Consider the following 19271-nt stretch of genomic DNA (forward strand, 5'->3'; position numbering starts at 1 on the left):
ATGCCGCGACTTGCGAATCAATTCGCACCTACGCCGGATCTCGCCGGAATGAAGGTCTACGGTATCGACTTCACCAGTCGACCGAGTCGCCGCAAGCCCATCACCTGTTTGGAGTGCCGTTTCGACGGGGTGCGACTGACGTCAGGCGAGCTGACCGAATGGCGTGACTTCGAGGGTTTCGAGACCGCGTTGCAGCGACCCGGGCCCTGGATCGCCGGGATCGACTGTCCGTTCGGCCAATCGCGCACCTTCATCGAGAACATCGGCTGGCCCGGCACCTGGGCGAGCTACGTGGATCACGCCGCAGCACTCGGCCGTGACGGTTTCCGCACCGCGCTGGATGGGTACAGGGCGGCACGTCTTCCGGGCGACAAAGAACATCGCCGCGCCACGGATCGCGCAACCGGTGCGATCAGCCCGCAGAAGCTCTACGGCACCCCGGTCGGTCTCATGTTCTTCGAGGGCGCACCGCGGTTGCGCAAGGCCGGCGTGAGGATTCCGGGGCTCCAAGACGGCGACCCCGAGCGGATCGTCGTCGAAGCCTATCCCGGCGTTCTCGCCCGTCGGCTCATCGGCAAGCAGGGTTACAAACAGGACACGCGGTCCAAGCAGACAGCACAGCTGGACGAGACCAGGAAAAGGCTTCTCGACCTGATCCGCGCCGGAGCGACACAGCCTGTCTACGGCCTGAAGGTCGAGGCGGATCCGAGCCTCGCCGAGGCTCCGAGCGGTGACCGGCTCGACGCCTTGCTGTGCGCGATCCAGGCGGCTTGGGCCTGGACGCAACGGGAGAAGGGGTTCGGGATGCCCGATGCGATGGACTGTCTGGAGGGCGCAATCGCGGATCCGATCGGCTGATGGACTCGAACGACCAGACTCGGGGACGATGAGGTCGAATCGTCGCTTGGGCAGCCTGTCAGGGCGTAGGGGACGATTCGCGCCCCATCACGACGCCCGAATGCCCGCATTTGAGCCCCGCGAGCTTGACCGCCTGCACGACCGCCTCCCCGGATGGCAGGCCCTGCACAAGACCGTGGATGACCCCTGCGTTGAAGACATCGCCCGCACCCAGGGTATCGACGATACGCGTCGGGACGTAGGCAGGCACCCGCTGGACATGACCGCCGCGCACAAGGGATGCGGCACCTCGTGCGCCCCAAGCAACGACGCAAAGCCGTGCATCGCTGCGCACGAGGAGATCCTCCAAGAAATCACCTGGATCCTCGAATCCACCGCCGCGCGCAAAGACGCGACTCGCCAGCAAGAGTTGCGGGCCGTTCAGCAGCGCCTCGATCCCGGGGCGGTGCTTTTCGAGCTCGACCGAGATCGGCACATCAGGGGCCTCCTCGCGAACACGGCGGATCATCCGTGCCGTCTCCGGCGGGTTGCGCCCTTCGAAATGGACCCAGGCGAGTCCATCGAGCGAGACCCGTCCGAAATCGTCCGCACTCAGCTCGGGAAGATCTCGAAAATGGACGATGGTCCGGCTGCCGCCGGCGCGGCTGAGCAGGATCGAAGAGATCGGGGTGGTCCCGCCGGGGACGCGCACCGCATCCTTGGCCTCGATGCCGTGACCGGCAAGGTCGGCGAGGATCAGGTCCGCCGCCGGGTCGTCGCCCAAGGTGCCCACCCAACGGCACGGGTGTCCGAGTTGCGACAGCACGGCGAGGCTGTTGGTGACGTTGCCGCCGCGCACCCGGCGCATGGCCAGGGCGCGGACCTCGTCGTCCTCGGCGGGATAAACCTCGACCTCGTTGACGAGGTCGAGCACGGCAATGCCGATACCCAGCACGGAGCCGGTCGCGCGCACCCGAACGGACCCGGCCACATCAGAGATCACGTGCAACGCGAAACCCCAGCATGCCCAGACGCGTTCCCGGAACGAAGCGCGCGCGAACGTAGGTCCGCATCGAGGCGGAGGGTTTGTTGAACGCACCGCCGCGCGCGACGCGATAGGTGCATGGACCGTCCGTGCGGGCGCGCCCGTCGCTCGGCGCGCCGTCGTAGTCCGGCTGATAACAGTCCGCGACCCACTCCATGACATTGCCCGCCGTGTCGTGGAGGCCGAAAGGGCTCGGCTCGAAGCTCCCTACGGGAGCCGTCGAGCGGTTGTCCCAGGCGCTGCCGCAGTCGAAGCAGGCCGCCCGATTCGGCTCCAGCCCGAACCCCCACCAGTAGGATCCGCCCCCGCCGGCTCGCGCCGCATATTCCCATTCGGCCTCGCTCGGCAGGCGGTAGCTGCGTCCCGTCTCGCGGGAGAGCCAGGTCACATAGGCCCGGGCATCCTCCCAGCTCACGCCGACCGCCGGGCGGTTGCCTCGACCCCATCCGAAGTCCTTCGCAAGGCCGCGGCCGACGGCGCGGGCGAAGCGATCGTATTCCTCGAAGGTGATTTCGTAGACACCCAGCAAGAAGGGCGCGATCTCGACCTCGTGCGCCGGCCCGAAATCGCTTGCGACCGTGAGATTCCGGCCCATCCGAAAACGCCCGCCCGGGAGCCTTGCGAGCGTCGGACCAAAGCCGCCGTTGCGCAGCCGATCCCGCTGTGTCGGTACGGAGACCATCGATGGCGCAACAGGCTCGATCGTTGGGTCGGATCCGGGCGGTAACTCGCTCGCCCCGGTCGCGGTCTGTGTCGCAGGGGCCTCCGATGAAACGGTTTCCGGGTCCCCGGGGGCCGGCGGGCGATCGGCACGCAGCCAGACGAAGATGACGAGCAACGCGAGCACCGGTAGAAGAAGCAGGGGCCAGAGGCCAAGCCTGATGACGCGACGTCGGGCTTGTGGTGGTGCGGCCGAGGGCCCACGCGGCGGTGCCGTGTCGAGCACCGCCGGCTCGCTCCCCTGCGCCTGCACGTCGAGCAGGGCTTGTCTCAAGCGGCCGACCTCGTCTTGGGCGGCCTTCAGGGAAAGATCGCGCCGCTCGACCTCCTTGCGCAGGCCGTCGAAGACCAGATGCTGATCCTCCAAAACGTCCTCGAGACGTCGGCACTCTTCGGTGATCGCGTCGAGGGCCTGCTCTTTCGCGCCGAGGGTCCGCTGAAGGCTCTCGAGCTCCTGACGCAGGGCGAGCTGCTCGGCGGCCGAGGCTGCTCCGCCCTCGACCGCGGAGTGCTCGCTCAACTGGCGATTGATGCGCGCGACCTCCTGCTGGGCCTCGCGACGAACCTCGCCCAAGGCCTGCCCCAATGCCTGTCGCAGTGACTCGGTCTCGGTGCGATCGCCTTGCGGAAGCTGTAGGTTCGTTTCGTCGACCATTCAGGGGGCATCGGGTAGGTTGAGCGTCGGGCGCCTTCGTCGGATCATTCGGCTCGCGAGTGCGGGGCCGACGCGTAAGATTCGCATGATCGGGGGTCGGTTGCACCCCGGGTTGAACCGACCCCGCCGCCTCGGGCAGCAGCGAGCGCGCGACACACCAAGCAGGAGGGGCGGCGACCGCCCGGTCTCCGGATCACGCCATCGGCATAAAAGAGGCCGGCAATGCATTCAATACCTCCAGCCGGACTCCGGCTCCCATGACTACCCTCGGTAGCGTAGCAGCCGGTCATCCGTTGACGGCCGAGGCAGCCGTCGAGGCACTGCGTGCCGGCGGCAATGCCTTCGATGCGGCGCTCGCGGCGCTATGCGCGGCCTGCATCGCCGAGCCGGTCCTGGCCTCGCTCGGCGGCGGCGGCTTCCTGCTCGCGCGTCCCGCCGGCGCGGCGCCGGTGCTTTTCGACTTCTTCGCGCAGACCCCGCAGCAACACCGCCCGGAGCAGGAGCTGGACTTCTATCCGATCCTCGCCGATTTCGGCGACGCCACGCAGGAGTTCCACATCGGACAAGGATCGATCGCGACACCGGGGACGATCGCCGGTGTCGTTGCGATCCATCGTGAGCAATGTCGGCTTCCGCTCGAGACCATCGTTGCGCCGGCCTGCCGTCTCGCCCGCGACGGGGTGATCGTGAACCGCGTCCAGCGGGATATCGCCGAGATCGTCGCGCCGATCCTTCACGCGAGCCCTGCGGCCCTCGCACTCTATGCCGATCCGGATCAACCCGACCAGCTCGCCCCGATCGGGGCTCGGCTGCGCAACCCGCAGCTCGCCGAGACCCTGGAGCGGATCGCCCGCGAGGGCGCGGATCCCTTCTATCGCGGCGACTTGGGAGAGCGCTTGGTCCGTGATTGTGCCGAGCACGGAGGACATCTGAGTGCGGCTGATCTTGCCGACTACCGGGTCGAGCGCCGCGCACCGCTCGTCCACCCCTATCGCGGAGCCCACCTCTTCACCAATCCGCCACCCTCGCAGGGCGGGTTTCTGCTCGGCGTCGCCTTGGGGCTACTCGACGTGGTCGAGCCGGTCCGACTCGGACGCGGCAGCCCCGAGCATCTGCACGCGCTCGCCCTTGCTCAGGAGCTGACCCAACGTCTGCGTCGCGCGCAGCCGGCTGCGCGCGACGAGCCGCTCTCGGCGCCACTTTCTGAGTTGGCCCCGAGCATCCCCGAAGCCTATCGCAGGCTCATGGAGGACGCGGCGACCTTCAGCCGCGGGACCACGCAGATCAGCGTCGCCGATTGCGAGGGCAACCTCGCCAGCGTGACCCTTTCCAACGGGGAGGGCGCCGGCTATGTGCTGCCCGGAACAGGCATCATGCTCAACAACATGCTGGGGGAAGAGGACATCAACCCGCACGGCTTTCATCGCTGGCCCACCAACCGGCGGATCAGCTCCATGATGGCGCCGAGCCTTCTGGCACTGGCGGACGGGGGATGGGTTGTGACCGGCTCGTCCGGATCCAACCGGATCCGCAGCGCCATCCTGCAGGTGATCTCTAATCTGATCGACTTCGGTCTCGATCTGGAGGCAGCAGTGGCCTCGCCCAGGATGCACTACGAAGACGGGGTCCTGAACCTCGAACCGCCGATCACGGAGGAGACGATCGCCGCGCTCGGCACGCACTGGCCGGGGCTCAAGGTCTGGAATCGCAGAAGCGTCTTCTTCGGCGGCGCCCACAGTGTGGCTGTCTCTCCGGACGGCAGCACGCATGGCGCGGGCGATCCGAGGCGCGGCGGGGTTGCGCTCCAGGTCGGTTAGGGACGATTCAGAAACAAGGCGAACGCCTTGATGAACACGTAGGATGGGTAGAGCGGCAGCGAAACCCATCCTCCAAACCGCCGCGTTGCCGGGTGTCGGTCCGATGCCCTTGGCGCGGGCTGGATGGGTTTCGCTTCGCTCTACCCATCCTACGTGTTTCGGTTGTTTTTGAATCGTGACTTATTCACCTGAATACGGCCGCAGGATCATCTCCCCGCCGCGCAGCACCAGCTCCATGCGTCTGAGGTAGGCCATGCCGAGCAAGACCTGATCGCCCTGCATGTTTGGGAGGATCGTCGCGTTGATGTCATAGGCGACCAGCCCGCCGACGTCCACACTCTCCAGCCGCGCGACCCAGGTGCGGACATCGCCGTTGCCGGTCTTGCTGATCCCGCCGGGTTGGAGCGTCAGGCCGAGCGTCTGGGCCACCATGTAGGGCATAGCGACATCCACGGCCCCGGTATCGACCAAGAACTCGATGGAGGTTCCGTTGATTCGCCCGGTGGTGACGTACTGACTCACCTGATTCTCTTTGAGGACCACCTCGGGCACGTCGCCGGCGCCGAGAAAGGCGACCGGGTTCGGATTCGGATTCTCCCGTCGCGCAGCCAGATCGCGCGCCAGCAGGATCACCAGCAGACTTGCCAGCAGAAACACGGGGATCGGCAGCTTGCGTTTGAGCCAGGCGACGGCGTTGTCTCGGATCCTGTGCAGTCTGATCATCGTTTGTCGGGGTGCGTCGCTAACCATGAAACGCCGTCGGCGTTGATTCCGAGCCCGATCACGAGGCCGGATCGCCGCAGGCCGCCCGCCCGTCATCGCGCTCGAAGCGTCGCGCCGATGTACGGGATCGGTCGAGCTTAAACCGAAACCATAAAGATGACGAGGTTGTGTCGTGGAGTCGCGGAGGGCTGTCGTCGAGAGTCGGAGCCGGCGCGAGAGGCCGGCGCCGAGATGCGGATCAAGATGATCCGAGGTGAGGACGCAGCGTCAGCACACCGCCGCGCTGGATCAGCTCCAGATGCCTCAAATAACTCATGCCCAGAAGGACATCGTCTCCCGGCATGTTCGGCAAGACCGTGGCGCGGACGTTGTGCGCGACCAATCCGCCGAGGTCGACGGTGTCGAGCCGTGTCGTCCAGGTGCGTACCATGCCGTTTGCAGTCTTGCTCATGCCGCCGGGTCTGAGCGGCAGCGACAGGCGCTCGGCCAAGGACAGCGGCAAAGCCACGTCGGTTGCACCGGTGTCGATCAGAAAGCGTACCGTTTCGCCGTTGATCCGACCGCCGGCGACATAGTGCCCGGCGCGGTTGCGTTCGAGGCGCACTTCGGGGACCCCGCTGCCGCTGTGCAGCGCAACCGGATCCGGGTTGGGATTGTCCCGGCCGGTGATCACGCCGTCGAAGAACATCGCCAGCAGCGCCAATCCGACGATCCATGCTGCAAACAACATCACCCGTCCGACTTTCGAGGGCATGTCGTCGGCGCCGGGCGGCGCGCTGTTCATCGGTCCATCCATCGTCGGCTCCCGGTCGGGCGAAATGATCGCCGGTTGCGACCTCTCGCAAGGTCCAGTCTATGGCCTTTGGCTGCGTCTCCTTCAAGTGGTTCGCTCCGACCGAACCGCTCCTTCCGGCACAGCTCGGTCGGAGCGGCTGGGTCGAGGATCAACGCGTCGGCACGGCCCCCTGTCCGGCCATACGCTGGAACTGCACCCGATAATAGGCGGCCGCGCTTTGGCCGTTCGCCACGACATCGTAGACGCGCCAGCCGGTCGGCGATTTGTACATCCGAAACTCGAGCTTGGAGGGATAGCTCTGCGCGCGCAGCAGCGCCACGTTGACGCTGACGTCGCCGCGCGGGCCCATGCGGGGCGGCAACACGCGGATCTGCTGCCCCTGATAGTCCATCAGTCGGGACGCCAGCGTGCCGAGGAAGTCTGCCTCCAGATGCGCGGCCATCGCCTTCTTATCCTCGGCACTCATGCCTTCGGACGCCGGACCTGCCACCCACTTGGCCATTTGCTCGAAGTCGAAATAGGGCGCGATCTCGCGGTCGAGGAAGGCGGCGACCTGAACTCGATTCGGCACCTCTTCGCGGGCCAGAAAGCCGAGGAGCTTATCCATGCCCTCTTTGAGCGTCGCGCTGGCCTCGGCCGCAGGCCCCCTAGGCATCTCGGCAGGCGCCCCTTCACCCCGGGCCGGCGTAGCCGTCTGCGCACGCGCGGGCGGCTCGGCCGGACGCGTGGGGCGAGCCGGGGCAGCGGGCATTTCCGGCATGGCGGGCATTGCCGGATAAGCGCCGCCGTAGGGCATCTGCATCGGGCCGTAGCCCTGTGGCATGGGTGGCGGAGCGTAGCCGTAAGGCTGGGCGGAAGCGCCGGCGGCGGCTCCGAGTAAAACGAGGAGCGGCACCAAAGAACGAGACTTCATCGAATTCCTCCTAAACATTATGTTTTTCGTCGTCCGCCAAGCGCCCTGTAGCTGCCCGGCAGGCTCGGAGCGTGCCAACGGACAGGGTGAAAAGCAAGCCGGTCCGGGGTCCCCCGAGCGCATGTCTATTTTTCGCGGGCAGGGTGCGTCCCGCGAGCGTCGGGACAAGGCGCGCCGACGAGGCGTCACGGCTGCTGCGGCGAGGAGGCACAACGGCGGCCCGGCGTGTGCGGGGAGTGCAATGCGAAAAACCGAAGTGCGCTCGGTATAAACTATCGTGCATCGACAGGACTCGGAATCGCCCGAATCCGGCACACCACTACGAGGGAGGCAACACGTCATGTCACTACCGCGCGTCTACTACCGGGTCGTCGGACAGGACGACTATGCGCTGGAGATCACCCTGGAGCCCACGGGTGCATATCGGGTCGATTGCGGCGACCACACCAGTCACAAGCCACGCCAAGGCGTGCTCGACGAGCGTCGGACACGCGAGATCGCCGCCCTGATCGACGCCTTGGGCGACCAGCGAGAACACCCGGCACCCGAAGGTGCGACCGGATTCATCGCCGAGCTGACCATCGGTACCCCGCCGGACACGCGCCTCTACCGCGTCTGGGAGGGCGAGCTGGCGGAAGAGCCGGATGTGATGGCGCTGATCCGCGCACTGGAAGTCATTTGAGCGGCGTCGCGATCGCCGCGAACGCACCTTCCGCATTCGGCAGGACAGCAGGGAGATCCCATCCATGACACCAACCCGCTGTTTGACCGCCGCGATGCTCGAGGTCGGGATGCGCCACGAAGCACGGCTGAGCTTCAGCCGCGAGGACGTCGACCGCTACTGTGCCCTGGTCGCCGATCACAACGCGATCCATCGCGACCTCGACGCGGCACGGGTGCGGTTCCCGGATGCCCGCGACATCATCGTCCCTGGCGGACTCGTGCAGACCCGTATCTCCGCCCTCTTCGGGACCGAGTTTCCGGGCGACGGGACCCTTGGCTTGACCTTCTCGCCCGAGCGCCTTCGCCGTCCGCTGTATCCGGGCGACGAGCTCGTCGTGACGCTGGAGGTCGCGCGCCTGATCCGCGGCGGAATCGTCGAGATGCAGATCGCCATCGCCGATCCCGAGGGCAACCGCGTCAGCGAGGCAACGGCCAAGGTGGTTCCGCCGGACGCGGCCTATCGGGCTTGGTGGGAGGAGAATATCGGAGGCTAAACCGCGTCCCGAACGACATGCGTCGTTTTTATTGTGCGTTTGGCTTCGGAGATATCCTCGAGCCCGGTGAGACGCGGTTTAGAACTTAATATTTTCAAATACTTTAAACCGCGCCAACACATTACGCATACCGCAACGGGAGCGGTTTAAGGTATCGGGTTCGGGGTTCGGGGTGGGAATGCGCGGAGGTCGCATCAGAAGCCGCCGGGGTGCGGGTGTACCTGTTCGCCGTCGAGGAAGGCGGCAAGATAGCGGGCGGTCTGTTCAGGTGCCTGATAGAAGAACCCGTGTCCGCCACCCTTGATCTGAATCACGGAGGCGCCGGCGATGCGCTCGCCGATGATCCACGCATTGCGCGGCGGGATGACGACATCCTCGGTGCCGGTCATCAGCAGTGTCGGGGCGACGATCTCGGACAGTCTTGGGCAGACGCCCGGCCAGGCGCGAAGTGCGTCGGCCTGACGCAGCAGATTCGCGTCGTCGATCGGTGCCGTGATCGGCGGAAAGACCTGCATCGGATCCGGGGTCTCCCGCAGCCATTCGGGTGGAAAGAGGTTCTCGAACATCCGGCGGATACGCTCTTCGAGGGTCCCGGACATGTCCACCAGCCTCCGCCAGACCGCCTCGTCGGGCCAGACCGCCTCCGCGCCGCCACAGGATGCGGATAAGAGGATGAGCTGCTCGACACGCTCCGGGTGCGCAAGCGCAAGCTCCTGCGCGATATAGGATCCCATGGACCAGCCCAGGACGTGTGCGCGCTCGATGTCCAGCGCCCGTAGCAGGGCATGGGCATCGGCGGCAAAACGCGCGATCGAATAGTCCTGATCCGAGGACGTGCTGTAACCCATGCCGCGATTGTCGAAGACGATGACCGGGCGTGTTCGGGCCAGCGTTTCGACGATCGTCGGAGGCCACATCTCCATCAGCCCGCCGTAGCCCATGATCATGAGCACGGGGACGCCGTGTCGGGACGGCCCGGAGATGCGGTAGGCGATTTCGATATCGTCGATGGACACGCGTTCGATCATGCTTTTGACTCCGTTGAGGTCTGCCGATCCTTTAGCGGGGCCCGGGCTCTCGAATCCGGGCTGATCAACTGCGGGCTGGTCAGCTCCGGAGCGGTTGACCCCGGACTGACAGCCGCAGCGGCGCAGAGGGCGCCGGCTGCGGCAAGGAAGCGGAAGCCCCCTGACCTCAAGCCGACGCCCGGCCAAGCTCGCCCGGGGGGCGGCGCACGATCAGCTCCTGAGTCGGATAGGCGAACTGGATGCCTTCCTCTTGGAACTTGCGATAAATCGCGAGGTTGATGGCCTGTTGGATGTCCATGTAGAGCGTGAAATCCGCACCGATGACATAGTAGACCACCTCGAAGTCCAACGAAAAATCACCGTAGGCGGCGAAGTGGGCACGATCGAAACGGGTGAACCGCTGAGCCCGGACGATCTCCTCGATCATCTTCGGGATGCGCTCGAGCCGATCCGGCGGGGTCTGGTAGACGACGCCCAGCTTAAAGACCACGCGACGCTCGCGCATGTGCTTGTAGTTGCGCAACGTGCTGTTGAGCAGATTGGTGTTGGACATGACCACCATCTCGCCCGAGATGCTGCGTATGCGCGTGGTCTTCACGCCGATGCTGTCGACGACGCCGAGGGTCTCGCCGGCGATGACGAAGTCTCCGACCTTGAAGGGTTTATCCAGGATAATGGCCATGGAATGGAAGACGTCGGACAGGATATTCTGGACCGCGAAGGCCACGGCGATACCGCCCACACCCAGCGCTCCGATCAGACCGGCGATCGGATACTCGAAGTGGGCCATAACCGAGACCACCACCACGATCCACACGCCGACCCGCAGAAAGAACAACAGAAGGCCGTAACCCGTGACGGCCGAAGGGTCCTGCTGCTCCTTTTTGCTGCGCTGCCTCTGCACGAAATCGACCAGGCCCGCGGTCGCCCAGATTCCGACCTGGACGTAGATGGCGACCACCAGGAGCGTCCACAGCCAGACCTTGAGATGACCTTGAACCAGGCCGGAGACGGTCATGGCGGCGTAGAAGGCGACGATCAGGACGAACACCTGGTTGGTATTGCGGATCAGAGCCAAAACGGCCGCACGCGCGGTCTTGCGCTCGGTCTCCGGACCCTCCACCAGCTTGGGTAGTACGGTGCGCCGCAACAGGGTGCGCAGGAAGGACACGAGTACCAGGACCAAGGTGAAGACCACTGCGCCGGTCACCAGATCGCGGGCAAAGATCCCGTGATCCTGGATGACGAAGAGCTCCGTGTTCCACCAAGACTCCAACTGAAGTTTGGCCGCGTCGAGGCGCTGATCGAGCGAGCGCTCGCTCACCAAGGGGTCGAGCTGGTCGCGCAGGCGTTGAGCAAGCGACTGCACCTGATCCTTTACGAGCAGCATTTCCCTGGCGCGCTCCTCCTGCGTCTCGAGCGCGCCCACGCGCTCGCGGATCGCCTGCTCGACCCCGGCACCGAGATCCGCTCGGGCGAGACGGCGCGCGAGCGCGAGCTGCATGGACCGCAAGGCGTCGAGCTCGGCCTGCGCGAAGGCACTCTCGTCACTCATGTCTTTGATCAGCGCCTGTGTCTCCCGCAGCCAGGTCGGCCAGAGCGCGCTTTCCTCTCCCTGCAAAAGCGCGTACCGCCGCTCGTATAGTGTCCGCGCCGAACCGGCGAGCCCCACCGCTTGATGCAGATACTCGACGCCTTTGCGCGCGGCGGCCAGCTCCGCTTCGCGCGTGAGCACCTGCTCCTGTGCGCGATCGCGATCCGCGGCGTCGGAGCTCATGAGCCCCAAGCGGCGACGCGCCTGGAACAGCGCCAGCTCGGCAGCATCGCCGGCCTCCACGAGTAAGGCGATATCTGCGCGGACCGCCTCCTCTCGGGCCTGTATCTCGCCAAGCCGTTCTTCCAATGCCTCGCGCGTGAAGACGACATCGCCGGCGACATGGGCGATCTGGGTCTGCAGCCGGACGAGCCGCGCTGCAGCCAAGGCATCCTCGCGCTCGGCCAAAGCGGCGCCGACCTGCGCGGACTGGCGCTCCTGAAGGGTCACGAGAACCGCCAGTCGGGCAACCTCCAGCTCCCGTTCGAGCGTCGCAATGTCGGGCCGTGCGGATGCCTGCCCTTCGGCCTGATCCCGGGCAACCGCAAGGCGATCTCGTGCGAGGCGTCGCTCGCGCACCGCCGCTTCATGGCTTCGATCGGCCGCGGCAACCCGCCGATCGGCCTGGCTGCGCAAACGCGCCGCGTCTTCCCGCGCGTGCTCGGCAAGGCTGCGCTTGGCCCGAAGCTCGTCCAACAATCGCAGCGGATAGGGCGGCTCGACGCCGAGGTCCAGGTCGAGCGGCTCGCTTGGCTCGGCAGCCGCCTGCGACTCGGCGAGCGCTCCATTCAACTCGCGCAGCCGCGCGGCAAGGACGGACTCGCGCTGGACCGCGGTGCGCAGCTCGCCGAGGAGGGCGATCCGCGCATCCTGCACCGGATCCTGGCTCCGTTCGGTCGAGTCGCCTCGGTCTGGATCCCGAACCTCGGCCTCGAGCTCCGAGATGCGCGCGTCGATCAGCGCCAAGAGCTCGGCATAGTCATCCGCGCTCGAGCGCGGCTCGGTAAACCCCGGCAGGCCGACATGCGCCGGATCGAAAGCGATCTCGGGTTCGTTGGGGCGTTGCGCCGGTGTCCGCTCTTCGACTTGATCGGGCGCATCGGAAAGTACCGACGTCTCGGCATCCGCTGCACCGGTAGCGACGGCGCCGGAGTGATCGAGATCGGATTGAGCGGGCCCGGACTGGGCATTGGTGATCAGTGGGGCCGTGAGAAGGACGAGGGCAAGAATCAAAAAGTGTGCGGGGCTGGCATGCGTCAAATGATCACCTGTTCGATTTCGATAGTTGTCGCCAAGACGGCACTTCGCGACATTTTAACGTGGATCGAAGAAGCGATGCGAAGTCGGCCCTCGCTCGGTAGGCTGGCCACCTAAACACTGATGGCTCGCGACGTCCGCTCCGCGGTCACAGATGTCCCGTGACGCTCTGCCCTGCGTCCGCGGACATCACCGACACCGGTACACGATTGCAAACCATACAAACACTATTGATACTCGCCAACTCGAACGACCCGACCGACGTTGCATGCCCCAACCCGAACGAAGACAGTCCAGACGAAAAGGAATCATCCCATGAACGACACGCAATCCATCGAACGTTACGGCGTCATTTCCCAACTCTTTCACTGGGCCGTCGCCGGCCTGCTTTTTGCCATGCTCGGCACGAATTTCCTGCGCGAGATGGCCGAGAAAGGCTCGGACGCGCGCACCGAGTGGCTCAACCTGCATATGTCGCTCGGCATCCTGTTGTTCGTGATCGTGATCCTGCGTTTGTTCTGGACCAGGATGACGTTCCAGCCCGCGCCGCTACGCGGTCTCTGGATCACCCGCATCCTCGCCAAGGCGGCCCATGTGCTGCTGAACCTGGCTACCCTCCTGGTGCCGATCGGCGGCTATCTGCGCATCGCCTCCAAGGATGTTTCGGCGGATTTCTTCGGAACGCCGATCCCCTCGATCGTCGGCGACATGCCATGGCTGCACGACATCGCCAAGCTCGGACACGGGCCATACATGGAGTATTTCTTCTACGCTTTGATCAGCCTGCATATCCTGGCCGCGCTTTGGCATCAGTATGTCCGCAAGGACGGCGCCATCGATCGGATCGTGCCTTGGGGGAAGGCGACGGCCGTGAGCTGAGTTTTTCGGGAGACGGAGCCGGGATACTTTCGCCGGCTCCGCGCTTCTAAGCCTCCAGCTCTCAGCTCTCAGCTCTCAGCGATCGACCTTCAGTTATGGGCGGCGGTGCTCGCGGCGGGGTGCCGAGGGTGTGCACGCATGTCATGCGGTTGAGTCGGCGCAGGATAATCCGATCACCGCATCTACGACTGCCTCTGCATGCCTTCTTTTTGCCCGGGCGTGACCCGGATCAGTCTCGCCTCGCCGACTGTTGCGGATCCGCAATTCCGACGGCAGCGGAATGGCTCACACTGACCGCGCTGGGCCGCTCGACCGAGACCTCCCTATCAATAGATCCCGACGCCTTGCTCGATTGCGCATCCGGCCGGCCGCGCCCCCTGACCCGTTTTCGCTCAACCGAGAGACTTGATTTATGTCGTCGCAACCCCTGCGTATCGTCGTCATCGGCGGCTCCGCCGCTGGCCCCAAGGCCGCCGCCAAGGCTCGCCGGATGGACGAGCATGCCGAGATCACCCTGATCCAGCGCGAGCCGGATCTGTCCATGGCCTCTTGCGGCTTCCCCTACTATGTCGGCGGCACCTTCGACGACCGCAACATGCTTGTCTGCACACCGGCGGGGATCGTCCGCGACCCGGCTTTTTACGGAAAGGCCAAGCGCATTCAAGCACTGGTGCGCACCGAGGCGACCGAGATCGACCGGGTCGCCAAAACCGTCACCTATCGGGATCTACCGACCGGTGAGCAGTCCACCATCCCTTACGATCAACTGGTCATTGCAACGGGCGCGACGCCGCTGCGGCCCTCCGTGCCGGGCATTGAGCTCGATGGGGTCACGACGCTGCATTCGATGGCCGATGCGGATGCCCTGCGTGCGGTCCGTGACGAGAGAAAGACGACAAAGGCGGTGGTCGTCGGCGGGGGACTGATCGGGTTCGAGGTCTGCGAGGCTCTGCGGCTCGCCGGGATTCACACGACCGTGATCGAGAAGACCCGGCAGATCCTGCCCTTCCTCGACCCGGACTTGTCGAAGCTGGTCGAGAACCACGTCCGCGCGCACGGCCCGGACATCATCGTCGGCAACGGCGTGGCGGAGCTTCTGGGCGAAAACGGCAAGCTCGTCGGCGTCAAGCTCGACAACGGCACCGAGCTGCCCTGCGAGGTCGCGGTGATCGCCGTCGGGGTCAGACCCAATGTCACGCTCGCCCAAGCCGCCGGAATCGAGATCGGTTCGGTCGGAGGCATCCGTGTCAACGAATACATGCAGACCTCCGACCCGGACGTCTATGCCGTCGGCGACTGCGTCGAATGCACCTCGCTGGTCAGCGGCAAAGCGGTGCGCGCGCCCTATGGCGACCTCGCCAATCTACAGGGCCGCGTCGCCGGTCAAAACCTGGTGAAGGAGGGCAGTGCCCGCTTCCCCGGCATCATCCAGACCGGCATCTGCAAGATCTTCGACTACACGGTCGGCTTTACCGGACTCTCGGCCAAGGATGCCCGCGAGGCGGGATTCGACGACATCGAGACGGCGATCATCTCCGGGCTCGACATCCCCGGCTACATGAGCGGCAAGCTGCTGATCAGCAAGCTGGTCGCCGATCGCAAAACCGGGCGCATCCTCGGCTTCCAATGCATCGGCCCCGGCGATGTCAGCAAGCGCGTTGCGGTCGTCGCCATGGCGATCCGCGGCAAGCTGACCGTCGAGGACATGGTGAACGCCGATCTGCCTTATGCCCCGCCGTACTCGCTCGCCATCGATCATGTCATCAGCTCTGCTCAGGTCATGGACAACAAGCTCCAGGGTCGGATGCATGGGCTCTCCGCGAGCGAGGTCAAACAGCGCGTGGACACCGGCGCCGACTGCTTCATCCTGGATACCCGCAGCCCTCAGGAATTCGAGGAGACCCGCCTGGGCATCGGCGAGACCCTCATCCCGCTCGGCGCATTGCGTGATCGCTTCGCCGAGCTGCCGCAGGACAAGTCCAAGGAGATCATCCTCTACTGCCGGATCTCGCTGCGCGGGTACGAAGCCGCAGCCATCCTCGACGCCCACGGCTGGCACAACGTGAAGGTCATGGAAGGCGGTGTTGTCGCTTGGCCTTACGCGAAGGAGAAGTAGCCATCGATTCCGGCGCGATACAAGGGGCGACTTTCATCGCCCCACACGACTTGAAGTAGGCCATCTCGTTGCCTCGTTGCGTACGATTTTGAGTACAAGTACGAGACGCAGTCTCATCGGTCCTTGTCCGCATGCGCACGTGGTGGCACATTAGATCCATGAGCTCCAGTGTTGCCCTTTACGAAGCTTGGCCGCCGCGCCGGACGAGCGTACCCGCGCACCTGTGATCGCCGAGGCGTTCGAGCGACTGTAGCGCTATCCGCACCTTCCGCATCTCGCCACCCAAGGCCACCTGCGCAAATACGAACGACGTCTGCACAAGGAGGTCGAGAAGACTCGCGCCGAGGGCAGGGGACAACGATCGATCAACAGGAGTCCGAAACACGCATGGCCGCAGAGCTTTCGCATCAAGACCTTTCAGCCATGCTCGCCGAGCGACTCGGCGCCACCGCAGCCCTCGTGGAGGCCGTCCGGGGCGACGCCGAACTGCTTGCCGCCACGGTCGAGGCCGCGGTGCGCACCGCCGAGTCCATCCGCAACGGCGGCACGCTCTTCATCTGCGGCAACGGCGGCAGCGCCGGCGAGGCCACCCACCTCAGCGGCGAGCTGATCGGCCCCTTCCTGAACAAGACCCGCCGTCCGATCCCGGCCGTTGCCTTGGGCTTCGACACCAGCGCATTGACCGCAGTCGCCAACGACTTCTCCTTCGCCGAGATCTTCTCGCGCCCGCTCACCGCACTGGCCCGGCCCGGCGACGTGCTCTGGGCGCTCTCCACCAGCGGTCGATCGCCCAATATCGTCCGGGTTCTCGAGGCCGCTGCCGAGCGTCGGGTTCTGAGCGTGCTCCTGACCGGTGCACGACATGCCGATCTTATTGCGCCGACGGATCTCCTACTGTCGGTTCCGTCCCGCGAGACGCCTAGGATCCAGGAGATTCATTTGGTGCTCGGGCATTTTTTGTGCGAGGCCGTCGAGGCGCAAGTTGAGGCTCCCGTCACAAGACCGCTCAATGAGGTCGTCAGCCGCTGACGATAGGATGGACAGTTAGGCGGGTGCGAGGCATCCTAGTTTCGGGAGCTATGTCGATCAGGCATTGGACACGTATATGTTGTCGCTGGACGCCTCTTTCGGAGGCGAATCCAGACTCCTGAATCTCTCCGATATGGAATCTAGAGGGTAAGAAGATGACGACGAAGACATCTGTTCGGTGGATACTCATTGCCCTCGTCTTGACAGGAGGTTTGATCGCCGCCGGCATTGCGACGGCATCCGGGGAAGATTCGACTTCGTCCCCGCTTCTTTTTGAAGACTTCTCAGGTCCGGACGCCGCAAAGACACAGGAAGCCGTCCCTGGCCGCTACATCGTGTTGTTTAGGGACTCGGCGTTCAGTGCATCTGCTCTTTCGGCGGGTACCCTTGAGAGCGAAGTCGCGAGCTTAAGTCGGACCCTCGCTCAGCGGTATGGCGCCAAGGTTCAAGCGCAGTGGAGCCATGCTCTAACCGGCATGGCGGTGGAGATGAGCGCGAAAGCGGCGGCGGCCCTCGCCAAGGATCCTCGGGTGCTGCTGGTTGAGGAAGATGTCCCGATATCCGTCGACGGTGTGCAGAGTCCTGCAACCTGGGGCCTAGACCGGGTCGACCAGCGCGATCTTCCACTGAACAACACCTACTCTTACGGCAACGGGGGCGATGTCGTCACGGCCTACATCATCGATACGGGTATCCGCATTACGCACGCTGAGTTTGGCGGTAGGGCTACCTGGGGTGCCAATTTTGTCGACAGCAACAACACCGATTGTCAAGGTCACGGCACCCACGTAGCCGGCACGGTAGGTGGTTACACCTACGGTATCGCGAAGAACGTGGCCTTGGTTGCCGTAAAGGTGCTTGACTGCGATGGCTCCGGGCTGTCGTCTGGCGTCATTTCCGGAGTCGACTGGGTTGTCGCGAACAAGCAAATCCCTGCGGTTGCGAACATGAGCCTGGGCGGATCATATTCGGCGTCGCTGAATCTAGCTGTTAAGCGGGCGATCGATTCGGGCATCACGGTTGTCGCCGCAGCTGGAAACGAGAACGAAAATGCCTGCAGCGGCTCTCCCGCATCCACCCCGGAAGCGCTTACCGTTGGTGCGACCACGCGAACCGATAGGCGCGCTTCGTTTTCCAACTGGGGCAACTGTCTGGATCTCTTCGCGCCGGGTGACGGGATCACGTCAGCTGCGATATCGAGCGATACGGCAACCACGGTTAAGAACGGGACGTCGATGGCAGCACCTCACGTTGCCGGCGCAGCGGCCCTCTTCCTCCACACTGATCCGGGTGCGTCCCCGGCCGAAGTCGCCCGCGCGCTGAACAACAATGCGACCGCCGGCAAGGTTACGGACCCGGCCACAGGCTCCCCCAATCGGCTGCTCTTCACCGGATCCGACAACACTGTCGGGCTCACCGTCCGGAAAGCCGGATTGGGTACGGTCAGGAGTTCACCTCCCGGAATCGACTGCGGTGCGACCTGCAGCGCCAGGTTTGCGCGGAACACCAGCGTCGCTCTGACTGCCCTGCCTGCCACTGGTTACACCTTTTCCGGGTGGTCCGGAAACTGCTCCGGAACCGCGACGACCTGCACACTCTCGATGAACACCGACAAGTCGGTAACCGCGACCTTCGTCGATTCGCATGGAGACACCGAAGTGTTCCCCGCGGGTGGTGTGTGGCCTGCCGGCTTCACGACCCCCTCGAGCTCAAGCGCGGTCTGGAACATTGTGACCTCTCCGGTCACTGAAGGTCGGTACAGTCTGCGATCCGGGACCATTCGAGACAACCAATTCAGTGCGATCGAAGTCACGGACACCTTCGCCGCGGGAACCGTGTCGTTCGACTGGACGGTCTCCAGCGAGATCTACTTCGACGGAATCGTCTTTTCCGTCGATGGCCGACCCATAACAGGCCTATCGGGATGTAGCTCATGGTCCCCGAGCTGTTGGCGGTCTTACAGCTATCGGCTCCCCGCCGGTCGACACACCCTGCGGTGGTCTTACCAGAAGGATTTCAGCACCACATCCGGGCTCGATGCGGGCTGGTTGGATAATTTGGTCATGCCCGCAAGGCCAGGGGCCGCGAACATCAATGCTGCCGTGCTGCCCTATGCGCGCGCCGTCGCGATCGGGCAAACCGCAACAGCGTTTGCCAGCGTCGTCAATGGCGGCACCGCGACGGCCAGGGTTTGCAGGCTGGCCTTGCCGAGCGGCATTCCCGCGACCTTCACCTATCAAACGACGAACGCCGCCAATGCCTTGATCGGTTCTCCCAATACTCCGGTTGACATTGCGCCCGGGGCGACCCGGGGCTTTGTATTTGCGATCACGCCAACCAGGGCTATGGCAGCGACCGAGATCGCGCTCGTGTTCGACTGTGACAATACCGCTCCGGCGCCGAGCAGGGCTGGTCTCAATACCTTCATCCTCTCGGCAGCAGCGGTCGCACCCCCCGATCTGCTCGCGATCGGAGTAACACCGAGCGGGGACGGGGTGGTCCGGCTGCCGAGCCGCAACGGCACGGGACTATTCGCTGTGGCTGCGGTCAACATCGGCAGCGGGGGAATGGTGACGGTCAGTCCGGACGATGGTGGGCGTGGTTTGCCTGTCACGCTGCGGGTCTGCGAGACGAACCCGAGTGGT

The 19271-nt window shown here is 64.8% G+C and carries 15 protein-coding genes; 8 read left to right on the top strand and 7 right to left on the bottom strand.

Translation table 11 applies throughout. The features are described 5' to 3' along the window. On the top strand, positions 1-858 hold the full coding sequence (locus GPT33_RS04010; RefSeq protein ID WP_296806043.1) for a DUF429 domain-containing protein: 858 nt from the start codon (positions 1-3) through the stop codon (positions 856-858). 58 nt (positions 859-916) lie between these two features. Here the strand turns inward: GPT33_RS04010 and GPT33_RS04015 are convergent, their stop codons facing one another. Together GPT33_RS04015 and GPT33_RS04020 are read right to left on the bottom strand one after the other, a co-directional pair. Further along, the gene (locus GPT33_RS04015; protein ID WP_296806044.1) at positions 917-1840 is read right to left on the bottom strand and encodes a PfkB family carbohydrate kinase; all 924 of its coding nucleotides are present in this window, start codon (positions 1838-1840) and stop codon (positions 917-919) included. Beyond that, entirely contained in the window at positions 1830-3257 is a 1428-nt protein-coding gene (locus GPT33_RS04020) for an SUMF1/EgtB/PvdO family nonheme iron enzyme (protein ID WP_296806045.1), read from the bottom strand. The genes GPT33_RS04015 and GPT33_RS04020 overlap by 11 nt, the downstream gene beginning before the upstream one ends. A gap of 257 nt (positions 3258-3514) precedes the next feature. On the opposite strand from GPT33_RS04020, the gene GPT33_RS04025 reads away from it, so the two are divergent. Further along, positions 3515-5074, top strand: a complete 1560-nt coding sequence (locus GPT33_RS04025) for a gamma-glutamyltransferase (protein ID WP_296806046.1) — start codon at positions 3515-3517, stop codon at positions 5072-5074. Between the two features lie 180 nt (positions 5075-5254). Here GPT33_RS04025 and GPT33_RS04030 read toward each other — a convergent pair whose 3' ends face one another. From GPT33_RS04030 to GPT33_RS04040, 3 genes are all read right to left on the bottom strand, one after another. After that, entirely contained in the window at positions 5255-5797 is a 543-nt protein-coding gene (locus GPT33_RS04030) for a TIGR02281 family clan AA aspartic protease (RefSeq protein WP_296806047.1), read from the bottom strand. A 238-nt stretch (positions 5798-6035) separates the two neighbouring features. Further along, on the bottom strand, positions 6036-6593 hold the full coding sequence (locus GPT33_RS04035) for a TIGR02281 family clan AA aspartic protease (RefSeq protein ID WP_296806048.1): 558 nt from the start codon (positions 6591-6593) through the stop codon (positions 6036-6038). A 148-nt stretch (positions 6594-6741) separates the two neighbouring features. After that, on the bottom strand, positions 6742-7506 hold the full coding sequence (locus GPT33_RS04040) for an ABC transporter substrate-binding protein (protein WP_296806049.1): 765 nt from the start codon (positions 7504-7506) through the stop codon (positions 6742-6744). Positions 7507-7846: 340 nt separating this feature from the next. Between GPT33_RS04040 and GPT33_RS04045 the strand changes: the two genes are divergently transcribed. Together GPT33_RS04045 and GPT33_RS04050 are read left to right on the top strand one after the other, a co-directional pair. Then, entirely contained in the window at positions 7847-8188 is a 342-nt protein-coding gene (locus GPT33_RS04045; RefSeq protein ID WP_296806050.1) for a hypothetical protein, read from the top strand. 64 nt (positions 8189-8252) lie between these two features. Beyond that, entirely contained in the window at positions 8253-8723 is a 471-nt protein-coding gene (locus tag GPT33_RS04050; protein ID WP_296806051.1) for a MaoC/PaaZ C-terminal domain-containing protein, read from the top strand. A gap of 194 nt (positions 8724-8917) precedes the next feature. On the opposite strand, the gene GPT33_RS04055 is transcribed toward GPT33_RS04050, so the two are convergent. Together GPT33_RS04055 and GPT33_RS04060 are read right to left on the bottom strand one after the other, a co-directional pair. Next, entirely contained in the window at positions 8918-9751 is an 834-nt protein-coding gene (locus GPT33_RS04055; RefSeq protein WP_296806052.1) for an alpha/beta hydrolase, read from the bottom strand. Between the two features lie 166 nt (positions 9752-9917). Continuing rightward, positions 9918-12605, bottom strand: a complete 2688-nt coding sequence (locus GPT33_RS04060) for a mechanosensitive ion channel domain-containing protein (RefSeq protein WP_296806053.1) — start codon at positions 12603-12605, stop codon at positions 9918-9920. Between the two features lie 312 nt (positions 12606-12917). Between GPT33_RS04060 and GPT33_RS04065 the strand changes: the two genes are divergently transcribed. The 4 genes from GPT33_RS04065 to GPT33_RS04085 all read left to right on the top strand — a co-directional run. Then, entirely contained in the window at positions 12918-13481 is a 564-nt protein-coding gene (locus tag GPT33_RS04065; RefSeq protein WP_296806054.1) for a cytochrome b, read from the top strand. Positions 13482-13893: 412 nt separating this feature from the next. Further along, positions 13894-15597 (top strand): FAD-dependent oxidoreductase, encoded by a 1704-nt coding sequence (locus GPT33_RS04070; RefSeq protein ID WP_296806055.1) that lies wholly within the window; start codon positions 13894-13896, stop codon positions 15595-15597. Between the two features lie 387 nt (positions 15598-15984). Further along, positions 15985-16626, top strand: a complete 642-nt coding sequence (locus GPT33_RS04080) for an SIS domain-containing protein (protein ID WP_296806056.1) — start codon at positions 15985-15987, stop codon at positions 16624-16626. A gap of 155 nt (positions 16627-16781) precedes the next feature. Next, positions 16782-19271, top strand: a 2490-nt coding sequence (locus GPT33_RS04085; RefSeq protein ID WP_296806057.1) for a S8 family serine peptidase, incomplete at its 3' end; no start/stop codon positions are given.

The organism is Thiocapsa sp. (assembly GCF_011390875.1).
In the GTDB taxonomy this organism is placed as follows: domain Bacteria; phylum Pseudomonadota; class Gammaproteobacteria; order Chromatiales; family Chromatiaceae; genus Thiocapsa.